Origin of the sequence: Petroclostridium xylanilyticum, from assembly GCF_002252565.1 — a bacterium.
Classification (GTDB): domain Bacteria; phylum Bacillota; class Clostridia; order SK-Y3; family SK-Y3; genus Petroclostridium; species Petroclostridium xylanilyticum.
This window is the reverse complement of sequence record NZ_NPML01000013.1, coordinates 230,295-250,839: the sequence shown is the minus strand read 5'-3', so window position 1 is coordinate 250,839 and position 20,545 is coordinate 230,295. Positions and strand designations below refer to the sequence as shown.

The window sequence follows — 20,545 nt, the reverse complement described above, 5'->3', positions numbered from 1 at the left end:
AATGAATGGCAATGAACAACCCTTATGCTGCTTACCAAAAGTTTGCTAAAAATTCACAGATCAAAAAGGAAATAAAGGGAAATGACAAGAGTGAAAATCAGGCTGCGCCTATCATAAATACTGTATTGCCAAATGGTGTACAAAGCAGGCCATCCAGCACGAATGTTGTCAAGCCTAACCAATATCTCGAGTCTGCCGTGATGACAGCAACTCCTGAGGAGCTCACATTAATGCTTTATGATGGTGCTATTAAATTTATGAATCAGGCAATTATTTTTATACAAATGAAACAGGTTGAAAAAGCCCATAATGCTGTTGTAAGAGCACAAGACATTTTTACTGAGCTAATGAGCACGTTGAATATGGAGTACCCTATAGCCCAAAATTTATACAGTATCTATGATTTTATATTTAATTCCTTATTGCAGGCAAATACTAAGAAAGATCCCAATATTATAAGGGAAATGATCTCATTGGCCCGTGAACTTCGTGACACATGGGCAAAAGCAATGAAATCAGCCAAAAAAGGTTAAAAGATAGGCCATGGATATTCAATCCCTTTCACATCAACTATTAGATATTATAAAAGAAAAGCATGTGGCTTTACAGAAGATATATCAATTGACCTACCAACAGTCAGAGGCTATCGCTAAAAAACAGCTGAATGATTTTTTATCCTTAAGCCAGGATAAACAGGCACTTATTGAAAAAACCAACCAACTGGATGAATTGTTTAATAAGCATTACGAGTTAGCTAAAAAGTCTCCTATAGGGAGCAGTTTTCCACAAATTCTTTCTAAACATATGGATTTAAAGATAATGCAGGAAACAATAAAAGCGATACAGGAAATAGCAGAAAAAATAAAGCTTATGGAACTGCAAAATAAAGATGCATATAAAAAGATGCTCCTTGACATGATGGTTTCATTAAATCAGTCTATGGCTAGCAAGCAGGATCAAATTACCCGGTACAAGAGAATGAATGATTATAAAAAGAACAAACCCTGAGATGTTATTTACATCGGGGTTTTTTACTTGTTGCTTTTAGTTAAATAAATATTCTCGCCTTATTACGGATATAATAATCAAACTTTATAGTTTTATTTCCCTTTACCAAATGCTATACTAATAAATATATATGTTGCAAAAAAGATTTTACAGAATCCTGTTAAATCGGACTTTTTCAGTGGTTTCGGACGGTTCTCATGTCACATTAAAAATCAAATGTGCGTGATACCCGTCCCCAAGTCACATTCTATAGTTCACAGTTAACAGTTCTCAGTTCACAGTAGTAAACGATTTAATAGCTTTTACTGTGAACCGTGAACTGTGAACAATTATTAATTGATCTAAACTGGAGGTTTTGCTGTGTCACAATTCCGACGAGATGTAGTGACCGGGGAATGGATGATTATTGCACAGGAGAGGGTCGGACGGCCTTATCAATTTGGTGAACAGGATGATAAGAGCCTTTGTCCCTTTTGTCCCGGAAATGAACATATGACGCCCAATGAAATCATGAGGATAGAAAATGACGGTGAATGGGAATTGCGGGTGGTTCCCAACAAATATCCTGCGGTATGTGCGCAGGATGGTTTAATGGATGAGAATACATTATTTTATTCGACATGCGAAGCGACGGGTATACACGAGGTTGTGATAGAAACACGTTTCCACAGCGAAGCACTACATCATCTAAATACCGACAAAATATTTGATGTACTGTCTGTATACAAAAAAAGATTTATTGAACTTTCGCAGCTAAATGACATAAAGTATGTCCAGATTTTTAAAAATCATGGCAAAAACGGCGGCGCTTCCCTCCGGCATTCTCACTCCCAGATTGTAGCACTTCCCTTTGTACCTCAAAGGATAGAGCAGGAAATGGAGGGAGCTCTAAAATATTATCAAAATGAAGGCAGGTGCATATTTTGCGATGTTATAAAAAAAGAATTGGACTGCCGGGAAAGAATGATTTGTAGAAATGATCATTTTGTTGCCGTAGCTTCTTTTGCACCCCGGTTTTCTTATGAAATGTGGATGATTCCTTTAGAGCACCAGGAAATGTTTTGTTTTGCAAGTGATCAAGTATTAATGTCGCTCGCGGATATTTTTAAAAATACAATGCAAATGATGATAAAGACATTGGGAGAATTTCCCTATAACCTTGTTCTACATACTGCCCCATACAAATTTACAGGCAAGCATTACCACTGGCATATAGAATTGGTTCCTCGAGTGTCTCACCATGCAGGATTTGAGATAGCTACCGGAACCTGCATCACTACTATTTCGCCGGAAGAGGTCACTCAATTGTTGACAAAAAAATAGGCAGAAAAACGTTATGTGTGAATTTCCCGGGAAATACGACAGTATTTACTATGTAAAAAAGTCCAAAATTCGCAAATACTATAATCGCAGCGATAAAAAAATAACATTAGAAAAATGAATTTTAACTAGTGAAAAGATATACAATTGAGGTGATAAATCATGCCTGGATCAAGAAAATCAAGATTGTTAGTCCCAGAGAGCTATGATGCCATGACAAGATTTAAGATGGAAGTAGCTCAGGAGATAGGACATTTACAATTTGTAAAGGAAAATAATGACCACTATAAGGGAGACGTTCCGGCAAAAATTAATGGACAACAGGGTGGACCTATTGGTGGAGAAATGGTAAAAAGAATGGTCCAAATGTATGAACAGCAGATGAAGTAAGATAATAATAAAAAAATCGGCTTGCCAAGCCGATTTTTTCATCAATAATAGAACCTTACGAATTTAATGGAGTACAAATCGCATAGTAATAGATCATCGCTCTCTGCTTCTCTAATAATAACATAATTGATACCGACATCTACTAGAGTACCTTCTCTATCAATAAATGTATTTGTTCCAATTAAAAAATCTATTTTTACCCTTCTGCCGATTTGTGTCTTAAGGTAAGCTGGAATATAACCTATATCAGTTATAGTAGGGGGGCCTTCTTCAAAACCAACACTTGGAGGAATGATTGGCTGCATTCCTATTGGACCATAAGGACCGTATGGACCATATGCCGGAGCCTGAGGATAGCCAGGATAGGTGGGCGTGGTTGGATACATTGGGGTAGTCGGATACATTGGAGCAGGTTGCATGCCAGTAGGAGGCATACCCTCAGAAGGATAACCCGGTACCACTGGTCTATAAGTTTCAGGAATTTCGGGATACATCATATCTTGTCTTTCAGGTACTTGGTAGTATTGTCTGGGCGGTTGTTGCGCATAATTAAACATTAAAATCTCCTCCTAAACTAAATTAATCTGTAAAAAACCTTTTTTGCAACATATATATAATCTTTAATTAAGCCTAAGTTTCAATCCTGGACTAAATCTTATGTTTGTGCATAGAGCGATGTGGGATTGTAGAAGCAGTGGTCATTAATTCTTGTTTGCCAGTAACCTGTTCCGTTATATGGGAAATACCTCGGGCATTCCGGTCTGAATGGGTTCATGTACCACAGGCATTCCCCTACCACAGAGACTTTATTTCCTGCTAAAGCCCAATCGGCAATTTCATAGTGAATTTCTTCCGGTGGAAGACTCCATACGTTTTGAGGATTAGGTTGACCACCAATAATCGTCTTATGACAGGAATATTGACACATTTGCGTTAGTACTTTTCTTAGATCGCCCTGACAGATTCTTTGATATTCACCATAGGCTATGTGTACCCTGTTCATGGTTACAGTTGCAACAGCTTTCATTCCTTCAATACCTTCACCTTCGGCTTCACATCGTATCATCCGTGCAAAAAGCTCCCTTGTAGACATTGGCATGTATTTTCACCTCCTATGTTTAAATGCCGGGATACTATATTCATTTTCTTGTATTAATAATATATTCTTATGGTAACGGAATTGACACTATATGTAGATAATTTATGTAAAATATTTCACTTTACATTTTTTGAGGTTAAGATTAAGATTGAAATTGAGATTAAAATAGAAGCGGAGAACTAAGAACTATGAACCATGAACCATGAACTATTTTTGCACTAAGGGGGAAAAGAACATTAACAGCAAAAAATTGATTCAAGATAATCTATTAAATTGGTTTGAAAAGAATAAAAGGGACCTGCCGTGGCGAAAGACAAAGGATGCTTATAAAATATGGGTTTCAGAAATTATGCTGCAGCAAACCCGTGTAGATACAGTAATAGAATACTACAACCGGTTTATAGAAAGATTTCCGACAGTAGAAGATTTGGCTGCAGCGGAAGAACAAGAAGTGCTAAAATACTGGCAGGGACTGGGATACTATTCTCGTGTCCGGAACCTGCATAAAGGCGCAAAAATAATTTGGGAACAATATACAGGAGTTTTTCCTGACCACATAGAGCAAGTTAGAAAAATTCCAGGGATAGGAGCCTATACTGCCGGAGCAATTTTGAGCATTGCTTATAATTTACCCTACCCTGCAGTCGATGGCAATGTACTTCGTGTATTTTCCCGGGTATTTAGTATAAAAGAGGATATTGCACAGCCTCAGACAGTGAAGCTGATAGAGAAAATGGTGAAGGAATATATTCCTGAAGGAAGAGCTTCGGATTTTACAGAAAGCCTGATGGAACTGGGGGCGCTTATATGTGTTCCGGTATCCCCCATGTGCTTGGCCTGTCCTCTGTATCACCACTGTGAAGCCCGGCAAACAGGCATACAGGATGAACTGCCTATAAAAACAAAAAAGGTTAAATCTAAACAAGTGCATATGATCTTTTGTGTAATTCGATATGACGATAAGATTTTAATTACAAAAAATCCCTCAAATGGATTATTGGGTGGAATGTGGGGGGTTCCCGGTAAGGAAGTAAATGCCGGTGGCTATGAGCACACTGTAGAATCGATTTTAAGTGAATTGCATATACAACCTGAACATATTAAGAAACTGGGAAAGGCACGGCATGTCTTCACCCATATGGACTGGGATATGGATATTTATATGTGTAAGGCTGCAAATAAAGGTCAGATTAATCAAGAGCATCGGTGGGTAGGGAGAGAGAATATCGATGATTATCCACTTCCTAAGGTTTATCAGAAAGTTTGGGAGAAAATAGAATGGTAAATTTACTATTTTTTATAATAAGATAAGCTGAAAAATAATGCTGCTATTTAAGCAGCATTATTTTTCACTCAGTGTCCACCTTTATTTTTATCCCAGCACCCGGCCTTCTGACAATTCAGATACCGGAACTTCTATAGTAGTGTCATTAGAAGCAATATTTTTCACTTCTGCACTGTTTCTATTAGCGTGTAAATGTGTTATCCAAACCGGTTTGCCATGATGTAGGACTTCTATCGTATTTGGTGAGAAAAAGATTTCCCTTGCTCTCTCGAACTGCATATTTTCGCCTCCTAAAGCTATAATCAACAATATTATATGTATGATTTTATTTATTTATTTATTAATCTAAATTTAGGACTGTTTTTTTATTCAAATTTAAAAACACCCAAGCCTTCAAGGGTTTGCCTGTCAATCTCGTTATGCGGTTCAATGCCGCATTGCTTTTGTGCAGCAAATACGGCGGCTTTCATACCGTCACCATAAATTCCGTCTATTGCACCTTTATATAGTCCTTTTTTCTTTAGTATCAGTTGTACATGCATTACATCGGCACCCCTGTCGCCGGGGATGATGGTGCGGGGGGTTGCACCAAAAGGGCTATAAGGACCTTTAGTAATAATGACTGGTGTTCCATGAGGCACTATTTTCCACAGTTCTTCAGCATTTTGGTTAAACATTCTTATACATCCGTGGGATGCACTATGGCCGATAGAACCGGGACGGGTGGTGCCATGTATGCCATACTTCCCCCAGGGGACGTTTAACCCCATCCAGTAACCGCCAAAACCTTCGCCCCAGTCTCCTTTGTTAACAATTTTCCATACGCCGAAAGGTGAGGGTGTATCTTCCTTTCCGCCCGCAACAGGATATTTCTTTATAATTTCGCCATCTTTAAACAGATATAACCGGTACTCAGATAAATCTATATATATTTCATAAGGATTTTTTTGTGAAAAGGTTGATTGCATTTTTTCTTCCCAGGATATGTATTCTTCTTTTTTATTACTTTCACTAGTCATAATATACATAAAAACGGTTAAAACAATAAAAGCAAACAAAAAAAAGCGTACTTTTTTCAATACACATCACCCCAAAATAAAATATACCTTATATATTTTATTTTGAGATTTTAAATTTAGAATAATAAGATGCAATAAAAAATTGGAGATCATATGATGCTGAAACCGTTTTTATATTTTATAGCGTAAATCATCATGGGCTCTTTTTTTATATAAATATATTGGTATATATTTACTGCTAATGATTTTACATGACAGATAAAAAGTCAATAAGTTCACAGTTCACGGTTCACAGTAAAAGCTATTAAATCGTTTACTACTGTGAACCGTGAACTGTGAACTATATAGGTTTTGCAGGCCGGATTAATTACAACACAAGTACAATAATTCCCTCCAGTTGAAATTATTCTGTATATCTTTATTGTTGAATATTTTAATTTTTGGGGTATAATTTTATTTAGATATATTTGGAAAAAATAGAATATTTGTTATACAGGAGTATCTTTGAAAGCTTATTTAAAAATTAAAACAATATAATTACTGTTCCTATTTTATCATGGTTCATTTAACCCACTTGTCAATATTGATTGCGTTATGGTCAAACATTTTACCAATCAATGCTTCGGGATTTTTGTCAACAATTAAAATATCACGGTGTTCTTCTTTAAGAAAACCTTCAGCGACCATATGTTCCAAGAATCGGACAAGGCCTTCAAAAAAGTTATTCACATTTAATATACCAATCGGTTTTAAATGATAACCCAGTTGGTACCATGTAAAAACTTCGGCTAATTCTTCAAGAGTTCCAATACCGCCGGGTAAGGCAATAAAACCGTCGGCAAGCTCATACATTTTTGCTTTTCTTTCATGCATATCGTTAACTATATGTAGATCGGATAGTTCGATGTGGTCCACCATATCATAGAGTTTTTTTGGAATCACTCCAGTTACTTTACCGTTGTTATGTAGTACTGAACGGGCAAGCTCTCCCATTAACCCTACATTACCGCCGCCGTAGACAAGATCAATCTTCTTTAAAGCCATAACCTTGCCTAGATTTTTTGCCTCATTTCTGTATTCAATATTTTTTCCCAAACTAGAACCACAAAAAACGCATATTCTTTTTAATGAATTGGACATTATTCTTATTACCCTCCTTAAGATAACCATTTAATTCTGCTGTGTATTTCTTTTTTTACAATAACTGTACGGTTTTTTCTGCAGTTATCCTCGTTACACATATCATTGTAGTGGCAGCATTTACTGCAAATGTTTTTTCTTTTTTAAACAAGTATAACATAAAAGAAAATATAGGTTAATACGAAAAGTAATAGAATTTTGGGAAAGAACATTTATTATTTACCGAGGCATTTAGGACACATTTTATTACGGCGAATTTATGCAACAATAAAAGCCTCTTTGGTAATAACCAAAAAGGCCTTTAAAACGTATACAAATTTTTATGCAGCTTTTTTGGACTTATTATATAACTTAGTAGTTTGTTTTAGTGCTCCGAATAAAATTGATATAAGAATTACATTTCCTACAGTTGCAGGAATTACAGCGGTTAAAAACGCTGGAACAAAAACCTGGGAAGGAAGTACCTTTATCAAAATTGCAGTAGCCAGGAAAACAAAACCGCTAAATAAAGTTCCTAATATTGGAATAATTACCGAAAGAATATAGGAACTGATGTATTTTCTTGATACACGGATAATGCCCAGGCACAGTGCAGTAGTTAGGATTTTATCTACTATGTTGGGAATGAGTCCGCCAGGTACACTGGTTGTAATCCCGGATAGAATTCCTGCAGCAATCCCGGCAACAAAACCTACTGATACATCTTCAAAAATCAGTAAACACAAGAATAACATTGCCAAAAGAAAGTCGGGTTTTACAGGAGTGCCAGTGGCAGGTGTAATATAATGCAGTACTAAACCGATAGCTAACAATAAACCAGCTAAAATAATATCTCTTAAATTTTTCATAACTCGTCTCTCCTCATCTCAACTAATTTTGTATGATATTAATCCTACAATAAACTCAACTCTTCTCATCTCTGCTCCTTTCATTTAAGATTTGTAGGTTTAATTACTATAAATTTTAACATACTATTTTCAAAAAAGCAATATTTCAATAAAAAAGTCAGAAATACCTTTTACCAGCAGTGTTATACTGTACATATATTTTTCCCATATTAACAAATCATATTAAAATAAAAAGAGCCCCACATTTACGTGATGGCTCAATTCTATTTATTAGTTTTTAATTCTTTATTTATCTTCACCGCTCCCTTATAATCGTTTCATAAATAGTTTCTTCTATTTTCTCTCCCTCCTTATCAAAAATTCTTGTAGCAATATACACTTTTTCATTCTCTTTACTCATTCACATCCCTCCTATAGAAAATTATATTAGTCTTTATACTTGTTTCATTACTCAATAAAGTTATTTTAATATTTAAAATAATGTAGTTTTCTTGACTAATAATCATCAAGAAGAATATAATAAAAGTAGCTAAAGTTAATATATGGAAAAAAATAACTAATTGGAGGGTTTCATTTGGATTTGCAGAGGGATATTTCTCTAAATATGGTTAGGGTAACCGAGGTTGCTGCACTAAAGGCAAGCCGCTGGATGGGAAACGGAGATAAAAATAACGCTGACAAAGCTGCCGTAGATGGTATGAGAGGTATGCTGGATTTGTTGGACATAAAAGGACGCATAGTGATAGGTGAAGGGGAAAAGGATGAGGCACCAATGCTGTATATTGGTGAACAAGTTGGAAGTTGGGCTGATAATGCCCCAGAAGTGGATATTGCTGTTGACCCGATAGACGGTACCCGGCTTGTAGCAAATGGTCTCCCTAACGCGCTGGCGGTTATTGCAGTAGGTGAGAAGGATTCAATTGCTTACTTGCCGTGTTTCTATGTAAAAAAACTTGCTTATGGTCCAAAGCTAAAAGGATTTATTGACATAGATTGCAGCATTAGGGAAAACCTCAAGGTTGCAGCTGCAAGATTGAACAAAACGGTGCATGAATTGACTGTTGCAATTCTAGACCGGGAAAGACATGCAGAGTATATAAAGGAAGTCAGGGAATGTGGTGCAAGGATAAAGCTCATTACCGATGGAGATGTGGCAGCAGCCATAGCCACCTGCATAGAAGATGGGAGAATTGATTTATATCTGGGGATAGGTGGGTCACCGGAGGCTGTACTTGCTGCGGCAGCGATCAGGTGTATGGATGGAGATTTGCAGGTAAAACTTGCGCCTAGAGATGAAAAGGAGATGGAAAAAGTATTTGTAAGCGGGTATGATGTAAATAAAGTATATTTTGCAAAAGATCTGGCCAGAGGACAAAATATCATTTTTGCCTGTACGGGAATTACCGACGGTGACTTACTGCCCGGAATAAAATTCACCGGCTCCAAAGCAATTTCCCATTCTCTTGTTATGAGGAACAAGACAAAAACGATACGGTACATACAAGCGGACCATAACCTGAAGTATAAGACTATCCCTTCAAAAGAATTAAAATTAGAAACGAACATTTGAATAGTGGAGAGTGGGGCAGGAAATTTTTGTTTCCCCCTCTCCACTCCTTACTCCTCACTAATAAAAACCGGCTTAATCTTCCATATCCCCACTGCATACTCATTAATGGTTCCATCGCTGGAGAATTTACCTGAATGGGCGATGTTGTGTACACCCATTGTCAGCCATTTGCTTTTATTTCTAAACCTATGATCCAGCCTGTTTTGGGTATCGACATAGGCTGAAAAATCCTTTAGTACGAAAAATTCATCATTGTTATAGAGTAGGTAGTTAAATATATTTTTAAATTCATCGTTGGCATTGGGGAGGAACCCATTGATTAACTGGTTGAGGATTGTTTTTACTCTTGAATCGCTGTTGTATATGTCCCATGCATTATATCCGCCATAATGATAGAAATTAAGTACCTCATCTGCAGTAAGACCAAAGATAAAGATATTATCATTTCCTACTTCATCTTTAATTTCAATGTTCGCACCGTCCAGAGTACCAATGGTTACAGCACCGTTCATCATAAACTTCATATTCCCCGTTCCGGATGCTTCTTTACTTGCCGTTGAAATCTGCTCACTGACATCGGATGCAGGAAAAACCATTTCGGCAAGAGATACAGAATAGTTTTCTAAAAATACTACTTTAATTTTATCTTGAATGGTTTTGTCGTTATTAATTACACTAGCTAATGTATTTATAAGTTTGATGGTTAGTTTAGCCAAATAATAACCAGGAGCAGCTTTGCCTCCAAAGATAAAGGTACGTGGCGTTATATCCAGGTAAGGATTTTCACGCACCCGGTTATATAAATCCATAATATGAAACACATTCAGCAGCTGTCTCTTATAGGCATGTATTCGTTTTACCTGTACGTCAAAGATGGAATGGATGTCTATATCCAGGTTATACTTATCCTTGATTAGTTTTGCGAGGCTGCTTTTGTTCTGTAACTTGACTTTTGCGAGTTCATCCTGGAATGAAGAATTATCTGCATACTTAATTAAATTGATAAGGTCCCATGGATGGTTAATCCAGCTTGGACCAATTGTATCGGTTATAAGGCTGGATAGAAGAGGGTTGGCTTTCAAGAGCCACCTTCTATGGGTGATCCCATTTGTCTTATTATTGAACTTATAGGGGTAAAAGTCATGGAAATCTTTCATAACTTCCTGTTTCAGAATTCTGGTATGAATTTTAGCCACGCCATTTACGCTATAGCTTCCTACGACGGCCAGATGAGCCATTTTTACATATCCATCGGCTATAACTGCCATTCTGCTTATTCTGTCCCAATCTCCCGGATATTTGTTCCACAGTTCCCTGCAGAATCTTTCATTAATTTCATGGATAATCATATAAATCCTGGGCAATAAAGACCTCAATGTCTCTATAGGCCATTTTTCTAAGGCTTCAGACATAATGGTGTGGTTAGTATAGGATATGGCATTGGTAGTAATCTTCCATGCATCATCCCATCCCATACCTTCTTCATCCATTAGAATGCGCATTAGTTCGGGTATTGCCAGAGTAGGATGAGTATCGTTAATGTGGATTGCAATTTTATCAGAAAAATGGGAAAAGGATTTATATTTTTTCTTATACCTGCGTACAATGCTTTGTAAGCCTGCAGAAACAAAGAAATATTGCTGTTTAAGCCTCAATACTCTATTTTCATAGTAACTATCGTCAGGGTAGAGGACCTGGGAGATTGCCTCAACAGAGTATTTATATTCAACAGCTTTCATGTAATCGCCGCGGCTGAAAGATGAAAAATCAAAGTCTTTTTTGGCCGCTTCGGCGCTCCAGAGCCTAAGAGTATTGACGGTATTGTTGTTGTACCCGGCAATAGGAATATCATAGGGGACGGCCAGGACACTTTCATAATTTTCATGGGTAAATGTCAGTCTTCCATCCACATTATCAACTTTTACATTGCCTCCGAATTTTACTTCAACCGCTTTATCAGGCTTACGGATCTCCCAGACATTTCCGTCCCTCAGCCAATTATCAGGCAGTTCAACCTGGTAGCCGTCTACAATCTTTTGCTCAAAAAGGCCGTATTTGTATCTTATGCCACAGCCGTGGCCAGGTAAATGGAGGGAGGCGAGGGAATCAAGAAAACAAGCTGCCAATCTGCCAAGTCCGCCATTACCCAGCCCCGCATCCGATTCTAAATTCTCAATCTCATTAATATCAATATTTAATTCTGCCAATACTTCTTTGCATAATTCTGTAAGCTGCATATTGAGAAGGTTAGAGCCCAGCAGTTTGCCCAGTAAGAATTCCAGTGAAAAATAGTATACCTCTTTTTCACCACTTTCCATATACTGTTTATTTGTTTGTACCCATTTTTTATTGATGTAATCGCGGACTAAGCTTGCTAATGCCATGTATTTATCTATATCAGATGCTTCTTCAATACTTTTTCCATACATTGTCGCTAATTTTTCTAAAAAAGTCTTTTTAAAGTTTTCTTTGCTAATAGTCATAAAATCCTCCGAAGATTATTTATCTAATAAAAACTCATACAGATTATAATATTGCTTTGCTGTTTTATCCCAGCCATAGTTGGTCTTCATAGCATTTTTAATAATTTTATACCACAATTCTTTGTTATAAAACATATTAATCGCTTTTTTGGTAACCTCTATCATATCTCGCAGTTTATAACCTGTAAATTTAAACCCATTACCTTCGCCGGTATTTACATCAAAAGGTTGTATAGTATCTTTCAAACTACCGGTTTCGCTAACAATAGGAATACTTCCGTAACGTAAAGCAATAAGTTGTTTAATACAACACGGTTCAATAAGAGATGGAATAAGAAACATATCTGATGCCGCATAAATTTTACGTGCGAGGGACTCGTCTAGAGAAATATTAACAGATACTTTATCAGGATATTGTTTAGCAGCATGCATTAATTGCATTTCATACTTGCCGTCTCCTTTTCCCATTATGACCATTTGTATATCCATTGTAAGAAGTTCTTCTATTCCGGATATTATCATATCTATGCCTCTTGATATGTTGAAAGGAGAAATGACAGCAATTAAGGGAATATCTTTTTTTACAGGTAAATTCAGAAGTTTTTGTAACTTTGTTTTATTTTCCATTTTTTTCTTCAAAGATCTCTGATAAGTAGTGAAAATATAAGGATCAGTAGCAGGATTATAAACATTATAATCGATGCCATTAGATATTCCGTATAAATCTTTCTGTCTTTTTCTTAAAAAGCCATCTAAATTTTTACCAAAATATGAACTTTGAATTTCTTCTGCATAAGTTTTACTAACTGTAGTAAGGACATCCGAAAACGATAGGCCGCCCTTCATATAACTTAACTGACCATAGAATTCAAGCGTTTCCATTGTAAAATATTCTTCTCCTAAACTTAACAGGTCACCTAATATTTCTTTAGAGAATATTCCTTGATTATTTAAGTTGTGGATGGTAAAAACTGTCCGAATGTTTTTATAAAACGGATTTTCATTATAATGAGTTTTTAAAAACACACTAATCATTCCTGTCTGCCAATCGTGACAGTGAATGATTTGAGGCTGAAAGTCAAGATGGGGAAGTGCTTCGAGTACTGCACGGCAAAAGAATGCATAACGTTCGGCATCGTCATCGAAGCCGTATAAACCTTCTCTATTAAAGTAATACTTACTATCGATAAAATAATATGGAATCTCATCGTATATCAATTCCTGAAGGTCACAAAATTGATTTCTCCAGGCAAGAGGAACGGTGAAGTTCTTTTTCCAAGCCATTCTCTCTCTTAGTTGTAGTGGAATATCTCCGTAATTTGGTAATATTACCCGCACATCAATCTTTTGTTTTTTTAATTCCTTGGGTAAGTAACCAATCATATCAGATTGTATTCCTCCTTTTACAAAAGGAATTCCTTCTGATGCCGCAAAGAGTATTCTCATTTGTTTACCTCCTCTTTTATTGTAGCTTTATATTGCTGTTTTCTTTTCGATTACTACAGGATAGCCCGGTACACCGATTATTTTTTTCCCTTTGCTAATATGAACTTCCTTATCCAGGATTACATTTTCAAGTACTGAATTTTCTTCAATATTACACTTTTCCATAATAATGCTATTTTTGATATGAACCCCTTTGTGGATGCGCACCCCCCTAAATAGTACGCTGTTTTCAACTTTTCCTTCTATGATACATTCGTTAGCTACCAAAGCATTTTTAACTTCTGCATTGTCCATATATTTTGCCGGTGCCTGGTCTTTTACTTTTGTATAAATTAAGCCTGAATTAAAGAATAAATCTTTCCAGACTGCAGGACTAAGCAAATCCATATTATGCTTGTAATAACTTTGGATGGAGTTGATTCTGGCGACATACCCTTGATGAGGATATCCGTACATTTTTAACTGGTCAATGTTTTTGATAATGGCATCCTTTACAAAATCATAATTACCCCTGGAAACGCATTCATCTATCAGGTCTATTAATAAATTCTTTTTCATTATATACATTTCCATTGAAATTTTATTATTTTTTATATTAACAGGATTGACCTCCATACCAATGATGCGGTTATTCTTTGCTATATCAAGCACGATACATTGAGTCAAGTCTTCGCCATCTTTGTCTACTTCATTATAGATGATTGTAATATCAGCATCCATTTCCTGGTGAAAGTTAAAAGCATTCGTATAATCAATGTTGCAAACCACATCTGTTCCGGAGATTATTACATATTTCTGCCTGCTTCTGGAAAAATGGCTTAAATTATTATAGAAGTTTTCTAAATCACCTTTGCGAATTGGTACAGGATAACTGGGGGAGGGGGGGAGTATAAATAATCCATCTCTTTTTCTGTCTAAATCCCATTCCTTACCGGAACGCAAATGGTCGAGCAAAGAACGATACTTGTTTTGTACAAGAATTCCGATATTTTGTATTCCCGAATTCACCATATTTGAAAGTACAAAATCAATCAAACGATATCTGCCGCCAATGGGGACAGAAGCAATAGAACGGTTATATGTAATTTCCTTTAAAAATTCATCATTTTTTGTATTGTTAATAATTCCCAAAACGTTTCTCATCATACTTATATCACTCCTTAAATATAGCTTGGAGTTTGGAATCAAGAGCACGGAGAATTGTGCCGAGTTTCTAACGTGAACTCATAACTTGCAAACTCCGAACTCTAAACTCCCAACTCCGAGCTTTTTACGACACATTAGATGATCTTATCTGATATATCTCATCATTTTCTATACTTACCATAGAGTTTTTTTCAATTCTTGAATTTTTTGGAATAATGAGGTGTTCTCCTATTACTGTAATTTGGGGGTATCCGGTCCTGGTACTATACCGGATGTCATTACCTTCTGCACACCCAATCTGGCAGCCGTCGGATATAATGGTTTCCTCCCCGATAATTGTATTTTCGATTTTAACGTTGCATCCAATTTTTACATTGGGCATAATAACCGAGTTTATGATTTTTGTGCCTGTTCCAACATAAACTCCGGGAAACAACACAGAATTTTCTACTTCACCAAACACCATACAGCCTTCATTAATCAAAGAACGACGTACTTTTGCTGTAGGCCCGATGTAATTTGGTGGTTGGGTTGGATTGACAGAATAGATTCTCCATTCAGGATCATAAAGGTCTAGTTTTGGATGGTCGGACAGCAGGTCCATATTAGCTTCCCATAAACTTTCGATAGTCCCAACATCCTTCCAGTAGCCGTTAAAAGGATAGGCATACATCTTCTGTTTATCATTTAGCATTTTAGGAATTATATTTTTTCCAAAATCATTACTTGATGCAGGGTCTTGTTCATCTTCAATGAGGTATTTTCTAAGTACTTCCCAGGTGAATATGTAAACGCCCATGGACGCTAAATTACTTTTAGGAATTTTGGGTTTTTCTTCAAAACTTTTTATTCTTTTATTTTCATCGGTATTCATGATTCCAAAACGACTTGCTTCTTCCCAAGGCACTTCTATAACTGAGATAGTAGCATCTGCACCTTTTTCTTTATGATAATCCAGCATTAGAGAATAATCCATTTTATAGATGTGGTCTCCGGATAAAATAAGGACATATTGAGGGCTATAGCGATCGATAAAATCTATATTTTGATAAATAGCATTGGCAGTTCCTTTATACCATTCGCCACCTTTTTGTCTTACATAAGGAGGAAGCACAGACACACCGCCATCCCTTCTATCCAGATCCCAAGGGCTTCCAATTCCTATATATGAATTTAAGACCAAAGGCTGGTACTGAGTAAGCACTCCTACGGTATCAATGTTAGAATTGGTACAGTTACTAAGCGTAAAATCAATAATACGATATTTACCCCCAAATGGAACGGCCGGTTTAGCTAGCTTTTTGGTAAGAACTCCTAGCCTGCTGCCCTGGCCTCCGGCTAAAATCATAGCAATACATTCTTTATTTCGCATTATATGTCCTCCTTAATTTATATAAATTTTATGCTATTTTTCCCAGTTATTTTTAATATAAAGGAAATCATGTTTTTTGTGAAAAGACTAATTTCCTATTTATCAACAAAGCCTACCATATTAATTTTCAATAAAAAGATTTTATTATTACTGTACCTCCCCTACCAGTTTCTTTTATAATCATATAAATATAAAATATATAATTTTTTCAGTAAAATAAACCAATATATTGAAATAATATACATTTAAAATAAAAATATTATTAAATGTAAGTTAAAAATTCGTTAAAAAAATAATTTATTATAATTTAAAAATTTGTAAAAAATTTACATTAGCATGCTTTTAGACTTTTCTAAAGTAGGATTAAGCAAAAAAATCTAAAAGATAAAAACAAACGTATGGGAAAAGATATAAAATATGGAACGTTACTACATGATAATTTTACCAGAAAATCGTACAAAAAATCAAGAGTACCTTTATAAATTTTTCACAAAAGATTACTAAAAGCTTTCACATAATATAGCGCAAGCAAGGCTACAACAAAGTTCAATAAATTCGCAGGTATAACCCTTAGAAGCATTAGGCAGTTCCAAAGTTGAAAGCCAGCTTTTAAATCCTTGCCATTAAGATAAAAACTTCTTTGCAAATCCTACTTCTTTTAATTCAAAAACCTTTCCTTTTAAATAGTTCAAAATTCCTGCATCACTTGTGAAATCAAAATACAATTTATAGGAATACAAAGCCTGATACTTAAAGCCCATTGACCGATTAAAGTTTTTATCTCCATACTTGTCATCCCCTATAAGCGGATGCCCGATGGATGCAAGATGTGCACGGATTTGGTGAGTTCTTCCGGTAATCAACTCGACCTCCAATAAACTCATATTGTTTTTTTCTTTTAATACTTTATATTTCGTTATAATTTCTTTTCCGCCTGTCTCAGGTTTATTTGAAATAAATACCTTATTTAAAGAATGGTCTTTTATCAGGTAGTCAGTCTGGCTGCCTGTCTTTTTTTGGAGAATCCCCCGAACAATACAAAGATAGAATTTTCTTATCTCTTTGCTTTTTATTTTTTCATTAACAATTCTTAAAGCTTCAGCATTCTTTGCTGCTATTACAATCCCCCCTGTATTCCGGTCAATTCTGTTGCAGAGGGAAGGAGCAAATGTGTTTTCATGTTCAGGCAGATATTCCTTCTTGTTATATAAATAGCTTTTAATATGGTTAATTAAAGTATCTACCTGTTCCTTTTCATCAGGGTGCACTACCATGCCGGGTTTTTTGTCTATAAGTATAATGTTTTCATCCTCATAAATAATATCGATATTTGGTTTGACAATTTTAAATATATCTTGTTGGGCTGTTTCTTTGAAAAATTCATCATTAATATACAAGTCAATAATATCATTTTCAACCAATTTATAATTAATCTCAACTTTTTTGCCGTTAACCTTAACTCTCTTCTTTCTAATGCATTTATAAATCATTCCTAATGGCATAGTTTTAAAATATTTTTGAAGGAATTTGTCGATACGCTGGTTAGCGTCGTTTGGCTTTACTGTTATGCTTCTCATACAAATATAGCTCCTTATTTTAGTTTGGGGTTAGGAGATCGGAGCTCGGAGAAAATAATTCAATTTTTATGAATACTTTAATAAGTCTCAAAACTTCCGATTCCTGATTATTTATACTATACATTATATATTTTGTACTGTCTACTGTATCTATTCTATATATAGTGTTATCCACAAATCAAACCAATAATTTAATCAAGGTTACAAAATAAGTGAAAGATTAACTTAATTAATTAACAAATTTTTTAGACTTTAAGATTTAAAGAGACTTCTCCGAGCTCCAAACCCAGAACTCCGAGCTAATATTTAAAAAAATTTCAAAAAACCCTTGCAAAATTTGCGCTAATCGTGTACTATATAATAGTTGTGACATGACATACGATGATGTAGAAGGTTGCCAACCTGGAGTTGGGGAATTTCTGCGGAGAATGTCCGATTCATGAAACCGGGCGACACAGTCACTGTACACTTTAATACGTCAAGCGGGAAAGGTCTAATGCCAGTCTTGCTTGTGGTACTGAACCGCTTTGAAAGATGGTTTGGTAAAGTTGTTAATGGTGAATTTATTATGCTATTAAGCTAGCGTTTCTATGCCCAGGTTATGTCTTTTGACGTTAATCTGGGTTTATTTATAGGGCAGAATGAAACACCCGGCACAGTGTACAGTTTTTTACTGCTGTCGTGCGTATCACAAACTAACCGTACGATTGAAGGAGGGGAATGTATGGCAGCAAATCAAAAAATCAGAATCAGATTAAAGGCTTATGACCACATGTTGTTGGATCAATCAGCCGAAAAGATTGTGGAAACTGCTAAAAGAACAGGAGCAAAAGTGTCGGGGCCTATTCCGCTACCAACACAAAAAGAAGTTATTACTATTCTAAGAGCAGTTCACAAGTACAAAGATTCTCGTGAACAATTTGAAATGAGGACTCATAAAAGGCTGATAGACATTTTGGTTCCAACGCCAAAAACTGTTGACGCCTTGATGAGACTCGATTTGCCGGCAGGCGTAGACATTGAGATTAAGTTGTAATGACAGTGGATAACCAATAATGAATAATGAACAATTAACATGAACAATTTTTAAAAATTAAGTTTAAGCACTAAAATGAAGTATATTTTAAAAGTAGGAATGTTAGTTGGTATTACAACACTATCATTATTAATTATCAACTATTAATTATTAATTAAAAACTGGTCATGTTCGTGGAAACGAACCAATAACCATTTAGGAGGTGCCATTGATGAAGAAAGCGATTTTAGGAAAGAAGATTGGAATGACGCAGCTTTTTGATGAAGAAGGCCGATTAATTCCGGTAACTGTTATAGAAGCAGGACCTTGCACTGTAGTTCAAAAGAAAACTGTTGAAAATGATGGTTATAATGCTGTGCAGGTTGGATTTGTTGATAAGAATGAGAAAAGAGTTAACAAACCTATAAAAGGACATTTTGATAAGGCAAAAGTTAGTTATAAGAGATATTTAAGAGAATTAAAGCTGGACAATGCTGATACTCTTAATGTTGGCGATGAAATCAAGGTAGATGTTTTTGCCCCTGGTGACAGGGTGGATGTAACCGGCACCAGCAAAGGTAAAGGATTTGCCGGAGCTATTAAGAGATGGGGAGCACACAGAGGTCCTATGGCGCACGGTTCCGGATATCATAGAGGTGCTGGTTCCATGGGTGCTCACACTGACCCGGGTAGAGTGTTTAAAGGTAAAAAATTGCCTGGACACATGGGGGTTGAGAGAGTTACTATTCAGAACCTTGATATTGTAAAGGTCGATGCTGAAAGGAATCTTCTTTTGGTGAAAGGTGCTGTACCTGGACCTAAAGGTGGATTGCTTGTTATTAAAAATACTGTTAAGGCAGAAAAATAAGAATTTGCAGGAAAGGAGGATGTATGATGCCTAAAGTGGCTTTATACGATATGAGCGGTAAACAGGTTGGAGATATAGAGTTAAATGATAGCATTTTTGGAGTAGAAGTTAATAAAACTGTTCTCCACCAGGTAGTAGTAAATTACTTGGCAAATCAAAGGCAGGGAACGCAAAACACCAAGACAAGAGCGGAAGTACGCGGTGGCGGTATAAAACCCTGGAGACAAAAGGGCACAGGTAGAGCGAGACAGGGTAGCATTAGAGCTCCTCAATGGGTAAAGGGTGGTATAGCTTTAGGACCAAAGCCAAGAAGCTACAGATACTCTTTAAACAAGAAAGTGAAAAGATTAGCTCTCAAATCTGCTCTTAGCTCAAAAGTGCTGGAAAATGATATTTTGGTATTGGATAATTTAAGTCTCGACAGCATTAAAACAAAAGAAATGGTAAAGGTGCTGGATAACCTGAAAGTGGATTCTAAAGCATTGATTGTACTTCCTGAAAAGAATGAGGTTATAATAAAATCTGCAAGAAATATTCCTGGAGTCACCACTACATTGGTAAGTACATTAAATGTTTATGACATACTAAACCATGACAAGTTTATTGTTACTAAAGATGCGGTTGCTAAAATTGAGGAGGTGTACGCATAATGAGAGATGCACATGATATCATTATAAGACCGATCATTTCTGAGCGCAGTATGGATCAGGTTGCTGATAGAAAATACACCTTCGCGGTAGCATTAAATGCTAATAAGATTGAAATCAAAAAAGCAGTTGAAGAACTATTTGGTGTAAAAGTAGAAAGTGTAAATACTTTAAGAGTTTTAGGCAAAATAAAAAGAATGGGTATGCATTCCGGTAAAAGACCTGACTGGAAAAAGGCTATTGTTAAGCTGACTGAAGATAGCAAGGCAATAGAAATCTTTGAAGGAATGGCTTAATTAGTGGGTAGTGGTT

At 35.9% G+C, this 20,545-nt stretch carries 22 protein-coding genes; 11 read left to right on the top strand and 11 right to left on the bottom strand.

The genetic code is table 11. The features are described from left to right. Positions 1-5: 5 nt before the first annotated feature. The 4 genes from fliS to CIB29_RS08930 all read left to right on the top strand — a co-directional run bounded on the left by fliS (position 6) and on the right by CIB29_RS08930 (position 2,718). Positions 6-533 (top strand): flagellar export chaperone FliS, encoded by a 528-nt coding sequence (fliS, locus tag CIB29_RS19450; RefSeq protein ID WP_278335837.1) that lies wholly within the window; start codon positions 6-8, stop codon positions 531-533. A gap of 10 nt (positions 534-543) precedes the next feature. Further along, positions 544-1,008, top strand: coding sequence for a flagellar export chaperone FlgN (flgN, locus tag CIB29_RS08940; protein ID WP_094548867.1), 465 nt, complete (start codon positions 544-546; stop codon positions 1,006-1,008). Positions 1,009-1,368: 360 nt separating this feature from the next. Continuing rightward, a complete protein-coding gene (gene galT, locus CIB29_RS08935) occupies positions 1,369-2,331 on the top strand; it encodes a galactose-1-phosphate uridylyltransferase (protein ID WP_094548865.1) in 963 nt (320 codons plus the stop codon). Positions 2,332-2,490: 159 nt separating this feature from the next. Further along, positions 2,491-2,718, top strand: a complete 228-nt coding sequence (locus CIB29_RS08930; RefSeq protein WP_094548863.1) for an alpha/beta-type small acid-soluble spore protein — start codon at positions 2,491-2,493, stop codon at positions 2,716-2,718. A 41-nt stretch (positions 2,719-2,759) separates the two neighbouring features. Here the strand turns inward: CIB29_RS08930 and CIB29_RS19195 are convergent, their stop codons facing one another. Both CIB29_RS19195 and CIB29_RS08920 read right to left on the bottom strand, forming a co-directional pair. Beyond that, positions 2,760-3,275 (bottom strand): hypothetical protein, encoded by a 516-nt coding sequence (locus CIB29_RS19195; protein ID WP_242965127.1) that lies wholly within the window; start codon positions 3,273-3,275, stop codon positions 2,760-2,762. Positions 3,276-3,373: 98 nt separating this feature from the next. Further along, positions 3,374-3,817, bottom strand: coding sequence for a cell wall hydrolase (locus CIB29_RS08920; RefSeq protein ID WP_094548861.1), 444 nt, complete (start codon positions 3,815-3,817; stop codon positions 3,374-3,376). A gap of 250 nt (positions 3,818-4,067) precedes the next feature. Here CIB29_RS08920 and mutY point away from each other — a divergent pair, with 250 nt between their 5' ends. After that, positions 4,068-5,102, top strand: a complete 1,035-nt coding sequence (gene mutY / locus CIB29_RS08915; protein ID WP_198543811.1) for an A/G-specific adenine glycosylase — start codon at positions 4,068-4,070, stop codon at positions 5,100-5,102. 87 nt (positions 5,103-5,189) lie between these two features. On the opposite strand, the gene CIB29_RS08910 is transcribed toward mutY, so the two are convergent. From CIB29_RS08910 to CIB29_RS08895, 4 genes are all read right to left on the bottom strand, one after another. Beyond that, positions 5,190-5,381 carry an H-type small acid-soluble spore protein gene (locus tag CIB29_RS08910; protein WP_094548857.1) on the bottom strand — a complete coding sequence of 64 codons (192 nt, stop codon included), beginning with the start codon at positions 5,379-5,381 and terminating at the stop codon, positions 5,190-5,192. Between the two features lie 86 nt (positions 5,382-5,467). Further along, complete coding sequence (locus tag CIB29_RS08905; protein ID WP_094548855.1) at positions 5,468-6,181, bottom strand: L,D-transpeptidase family protein; 714 nt, start codon at positions 6,179-6,181, stop codon at positions 5,468-5,470. Between the two features lie 501 nt (positions 6,182-6,682). After that, positions 6,683-7,261: an LOG family protein gene (locus CIB29_RS08900; RefSeq protein ID WP_094548853.1), complete on the bottom strand. Its 579-nt coding sequence runs from the start codon at positions 7,259-7,261 to the stop codon at positions 6,683-6,685. Positions 7,262-7,581: 320 nt separating this feature from the next. After that, positions 7,582-8,109, bottom strand: coding sequence for a tryptophan transporter (locus CIB29_RS08895; RefSeq protein ID WP_094548851.1), 528 nt, complete (start codon positions 8,107-8,109; stop codon positions 7,582-7,584). Positions 8,110-8,689: 580 nt separating this feature from the next. Here CIB29_RS08895 and glpX point away from each other — a divergent pair. Then, on the top strand, positions 8,690-9,679 hold the full coding sequence (gene glpX, locus CIB29_RS08890; protein ID WP_094549189.1) for a class II fructose-bisphosphatase: 990 nt from the start codon (positions 8,690-8,692) through the stop codon (positions 9,677-9,679). Between the two features lie 47 nt (positions 9,680-9,726). Here the strand turns inward: glpX and CIB29_RS08885 are convergent, their stop codons facing one another. The 5 genes from CIB29_RS08885 to CIB29_RS08865 all read right to left on the bottom strand — a co-directional run bounded on the left by CIB29_RS08885 (position 9,727) and on the right by CIB29_RS08865 (position 17,703). Beyond that, positions 9,727-12,162, bottom strand: a complete 2,436-nt coding sequence (locus tag CIB29_RS08885) for a glycogen/starch/alpha-glucan phosphorylase (protein WP_094548849.1) — start codon at positions 12,160-12,162, stop codon at positions 9,727-9,729. Between the two features lie 15 nt (positions 12,163-12,177). Further along, entirely contained in the window at positions 12,178-13,608 is a 1,431-nt protein-coding gene (gene glgA / locus CIB29_RS08880) for a glycogen synthase GlgA (protein WP_094548847.1), read from the bottom strand. 27 nt (positions 13,609-13,635) lie between these two features. Further along, positions 13,636-14,754, bottom strand: coding sequence for a glucose-1-phosphate adenylyltransferase subunit GlgD (gene glgD, locus CIB29_RS08875; protein ID WP_242965125.1), 1,119 nt, complete (start codon positions 14,752-14,754; stop codon positions 13,636-13,638). Positions 14,755-14,878: 124 nt separating this feature from the next. Beyond that, positions 14,879-16,126, bottom strand: coding sequence for a glucose-1-phosphate adenylyltransferase (locus tag CIB29_RS08870; protein ID WP_094548845.1), 1,248 nt, complete (start codon positions 16,124-16,126; stop codon positions 14,879-14,881). 623 nt (positions 16,127-16,749) lie between these two features. Beyond that, positions 16,750-17,703: an RluA family pseudouridine synthase gene (locus CIB29_RS08865; protein WP_094548843.1), complete on the bottom strand. Its 954-nt coding sequence runs from the start codon at positions 17,701-17,703 to the stop codon at positions 16,750-16,752. Between the two features lie 439 nt (positions 17,704-18,142). Between CIB29_RS08865 and CIB29_RS18535 the strand changes: the two genes are divergently transcribed. From CIB29_RS18535 to rplW, 5 genes are all read left to right on the top strand, one after another. After that, positions 18,143-18,286: a hypothetical protein gene (locus tag CIB29_RS18535; RefSeq protein WP_157910254.1), complete on the top strand. Its 144-nt coding sequence runs from the start codon at positions 18,143-18,145 to the stop codon at positions 18,284-18,286. Between the two features lie 141 nt (positions 18,287-18,427). Next, the gene (gene rpsJ / locus CIB29_RS08860; RefSeq protein WP_094548841.1) at positions 18,428-18,739 is read left to right on the top strand and encodes a 30S ribosomal protein S10; all 312 of its coding nucleotides are present in this window, start codon (positions 18,428-18,430) and stop codon (positions 18,737-18,739) included. 211 nt (positions 18,740-18,950) lie between these two features. After that, positions 18,951-19,586: a 50S ribosomal protein L3 gene (rplC, locus tag CIB29_RS08855; protein WP_094548839.1), complete on the top strand. Its 636-nt coding sequence runs from the start codon at positions 18,951-18,953 to the stop codon at positions 19,584-19,586. 26 nt (positions 19,587-19,612) lie between these two features. Next, positions 19,613-20,236, top strand: coding sequence for a 50S ribosomal protein L4 (gene rplD, locus CIB29_RS08850; protein ID WP_094548837.1), 624 nt, complete (start codon positions 19,613-19,615; stop codon positions 20,234-20,236). Next, on the top strand, positions 20,236-20,529 hold the full coding sequence (gene rplW / locus CIB29_RS08845) for a 50S ribosomal protein L23 (RefSeq protein ID WP_094548835.1): 294 nt from the start codon (positions 20,236-20,238) through the stop codon (positions 20,527-20,529). The genes rplD and rplW overlap by 1 nt, the downstream gene beginning before the upstream one ends. The last annotated feature ends 16 nt before the right edge of the window (positions 20,530-20,545 follow it).

What these genes read in the sequence shown, in the direction of transcription:
- fliS (WP_278335837.1), top strand. Translation starts at nt 6, where the DNA reads ATGGCAATGAACAACCCTTATGCTGCTTACCAAAAGTTTGCTAAAAAT.
- flgN (WP_094548867.1), top strand. Translation starts at nt 544, where the DNA reads ATGGATATTCAATCCCTTTCACATCAACTATTAGATATTATAAAAGAA.
- CIB29_RS08930 (WP_094548863.1), top strand. Translation starts at nt 2,491, where the DNA reads ATGCCTGGATCAAGAAAATCAAGATTGTTAGTCCCAGAGAGCTATGAT.
- CIB29_RS19195 (WP_242965127.1), bottom strand. Translation starts at nt 3,275, where the DNA reads ATGTTTAATTATGCGCAACAACCGCCCAGACAATACTACCAAGTACCT.
- CIB29_RS08920 (WP_094548861.1), bottom strand. Translation starts at nt 3,817, where the DNA reads ATGCCAATGTCTACAAGGGAGCTTTTTGCACGGATGATACGATGTGAA.
- CIB29_RS08910 (WP_094548857.1), bottom strand. Translation starts at nt 5,381, where the DNA reads ATGCAGTTCGAGAGAGCAAGGGAAATCTTTTTCTCACCAAATACGATA.
- CIB29_RS08900 (WP_094548853.1), bottom strand. Translation starts at nt 7,261, where the DNA reads ATGTCCAATTCATTAAAAAGAATATGCGTTTTTTGTGGTTCTAGTTTG.
- CIB29_RS08895 (WP_094548851.1), bottom strand. Translation starts at nt 8,109, where the DNA reads ATGAAAAATTTAAGAGATATTATTTTAGCTGGTTTATTGTTAGCTATC.
- CIB29_RS08885 (WP_094548849.1), bottom strand. Translation starts at nt 12,162, where the DNA reads ATGACTATTAGCAAAGAAAACTTTAAAAAGACTTTTTTAGAAAAATTA.
- glgA (WP_094548847.1), bottom strand. Translation starts at nt 13,608, where the DNA reads ATGAGAATACTCTTTGCGGCATCAGAAGGAATTCCTTTTGTAAAAGGA.
- glgD (WP_242965125.1), bottom strand. Translation starts at nt 14,754, where the DNA reads ATGATGAGAAACGTTTTGGGAATTATTAACAATACAAAAAATGATGAA.
- CIB29_RS08870 (WP_094548845.1), bottom strand. Translation starts at nt 16,126, where the DNA reads ATGCGAAATAAAGAATGTATTGCTATGATTTTAGCCGGAGGCCAGGGC.
- CIB29_RS08865 (WP_094548843.1), bottom strand. Translation starts at nt 17,703, where the DNA reads ATGAGAAGCATAACAGTAAAGCCAAACGACGCTAACCAGCGTATCGAC.
- CIB29_RS18535 (WP_157910254.1), top strand. Translation starts at nt 18,143, where the DNA reads ATGAAACCGGGCGACACAGTCACTGTACACTTTAATACGTCAAGCGGG.
- rpsJ (WP_094548841.1), top strand. Translation starts at nt 18,428, where the DNA reads ATGGCAGCAAATCAAAAAATCAGAATCAGATTAAAGGCTTATGACCAC.
- rplC (WP_094548839.1), top strand. Translation starts at nt 18,951, where the DNA reads ATGAAGAAAGCGATTTTAGGAAAGAAGATTGGAATGACGCAGCTTTTT.
- rplD (WP_094548837.1), top strand. Translation starts at nt 19,613, where the DNA reads ATGCCTAAAGTGGCTTTATACGATATGAGCGGTAAACAGGTTGGAGAT.
- rplW (WP_094548835.1), top strand. Translation starts at nt 20,236, where the DNA reads ATGAGAGATGCACATGATATCATTATAAGACCGATCATTTCTGAGCGC.